The organism is Hydrogenovibrio sp. (assembly GCF_049975065.1).
In the GTDB taxonomy this organism is placed as follows: domain Bacteria; phylum Pseudomonadota; class Gammaproteobacteria; order Thiomicrospirales; family Thiomicrospiraceae; genus Hydrogenovibrio.
The window spans coordinates 3,192-5,448 of the sequence record NZ_JBNGDN010000055.1 but is presented as its reverse complement, the minus strand read 5'-3'; the positions used below and the strand labels follow the sequence as shown (position 1 = coordinate 5,448).

Below are 2,257 nucleotides of genomic sequence, written 5' to 3'. Positions count from 1 at the left end.
AGACATTCAAACGCCGCATCGGCTTCCAGTAACGAAATCAACCGCGACAACAAGCCATACTCTGCTCGGGTGGCGGTCACGACCACTATTTTGATCGGGGGGCGACTCATGGCGTCTCCGACACGGGCGCATCGACGCCTTCATCCACACCATAAGAGCGTTGCGCCACCGCCCCCACCACCGTATCCCATTGGTCGGCAAACGCGCCGGATTCACCCCGCTTCAAGCCCAGATTTTGCTCAGAAAACACACTTCCTGCGGCAATGCTTTGTGTCGCCACAATGCGTTTACGTGCCACCGACACATTGGCTTTTTCCGAGATCGATACTGTTTTTTCCCCGCTTCCCAAGGCGACCTCTACATGACGAATCGCCTGCACCATGGATTTAAGTTCAGCCGGCTCCAAGCTGGCTTTGTGATCCGGACCGGGCAGACTATTATCGAGGGTAAAGTGTTTTTCAATCACTTGTGCCCCGAGCGCCACCGCCGCAATCGGCACTTCAATACCTAAAGAGTGATCCGACAGACCAACGGCCACCCCAAACGTATCCGCCAAGGTGCGCATGGCGCGTAAATTCACGTCTTGATAAGGCGTCGGATAGGCGGTATTGGCGTGCAGAATGGTTAAATTCGATTTTGCCAGGCCTGCTGTTAATAAGGTCTCCACCGCCAAACGCACTTCATCCAAGTCACCCATGCCGGTGGACAGAATCACCGGCTGATTAAAGCGTGCAATCTGGCGCAGATAGGGTATCGACAGGAGTTCGCCGGACGGAATTTTCCAGCGTTGCACCCCAAGGCGGTGCAGAAAATCGACGCTGGCGGCATCAAAGGCGGTGGACATGAATTCAAGACGGTGGTGCTGGCAAGTTTCCAGCAGGGCATAGTGGTCGGCTTCTGACAGTTCGAGCCGTTTGAGCATGGTAAACTGGCTTTCCACAACGCCGGTGTTTTCGCTCTGGTAGTCGGCTTGGCGCGCGGTATCGGTCACCAGCGCTTCGGTTTTGAAGGTTTGGAATTTAACCGCATCGGCTCCTGCTTCGGCGGCGGCTTCAATCAACTGCTTGGCGCGGTCGATGCAGCCGTTATGATTGACCCCCGCTTCGGCAATGATAAAGGTGTGCGCAGCGTTCATGGCATCCGCCTCCTTGCGGTTTACAAACCGATGACTTGATTCAGCTCGCGCCCGAGATCAACGTAACAGCCGGGTCGGGTAATGTTTTTCACAATGCGTGCGCCGGCACCAATAATGACATGATCGGCAATCTGCACGCCTTGTTTGATGACGGCTCCACTGCCAATCATGCAGTCCCGCCCAATGCGTGCGCCACCATTGACAATCGCTCCGGTTGAGATATGCGTGTGATCGCCAATGTGCGCATCATGCTCCACCAGCGCTTTGGAATTGATAATGCAGTTGACGCCGACCTTGGCGCGGGCATTGACCAGTGCTTGGTGCATGACCACGGTTCCAGCTCCTAGGCTTGCCGAAGCCGCCACATGCGCCAAGGGCGAGACCAGCGTCGGCAGGTCGCCCCCAAAACGCTGCACTTGCTGAAACAGCTGGGCACGTGTGGCCGAGGTGGTCATTTGCCCCACCGTCACCAGACAGCTCGGCGTGGTGCCGATTTGCGATTTTAAATCCCGATCAGTGCCCACCACCGGAACCCCCAGCACATCACCCGACAAGGCTTCCGGCGGTGCCAGTGTCGACTCAATAATACCAACAATTTCAAATGCCTGCGTGGCTTCAATCACATCCACTACCGCGGCGCAATGGCCGCCGCCGCCTAATAATAACAAAGGGGTTGGTTTCATTTCGGGCTCCTCCCGCTCGCAAGCTTTGGGCACACCACACCGCTGGGCAAGTTCACCACACGCTCAGCGAACCACTGAGTATTCGGCAAGGCGGTTCGCAAGCAGGCCTGGTAGATTTCCAGCTGATGCATGGGGATCCATAATGGGCGAGTTTGAATATTTTGTTCGTTCGTGACACGCAACAGCGCATCCCGCTCGGCTGAATCGGCGCACAATACCGCATTCAGCCAATAATTGGAAGAGGCGAGCGCTGAATTAGGATCATCGTCAAAAAATACCAGGCCTGGTATTTTCTCAATCACCTCACGATAGGCTTGCGCCAGGGCGCGTTTCTGGCGTAAAAACGCGGGCAATTTCTGCAGCTGCGCTACGCCCAGCGCCGCGTTTAAATTCGGCATCCGTAGGTTATAGGCCACTTCGTCATGTTCAAAATGCCAGG

Annotated in this window: 3 protein-coding genes; all 3 read right to left on the bottom strand. The window is 55.7% G+C overall.

From position 1 onward, the window contains the following. Positions 1 to 106 precede the first annotated feature (106 nt). The gene (gene neuB / locus ACP5D0_RS07275; RefSeq protein WP_472365002.1) at positions 107 to 1,135 is read right to left on the bottom strand and encodes an N-acetylneuraminate synthase; all 1,029 of its coding nucleotides are present in this window, start codon (positions 1,133 to 1,135) and stop codon (positions 107 to 109) included. 20 nt (positions 1,136 to 1,155) lie between these two features. Next, complete coding sequence (locus ACP5D0_RS07270) at positions 1,156 to 1,818, bottom strand: NeuD/PglB/VioB family sugar acetyltransferase (RefSeq protein ID WP_472365001.1); 663 nt, start codon at positions 1,816 to 1,818, stop codon at positions 1,156 to 1,158. Next, on the bottom strand, positions 1,815 to 2,257 hold a 443-nt coding region (locus ACP5D0_RS07265; protein ID WP_472365000.1), incomplete at its 5' end, for a DegT/DnrJ/EryC1/StrS family aminotransferase. The genes ACP5D0_RS07265 and ACP5D0_RS07270, both read right to left, overlap by 4 nt.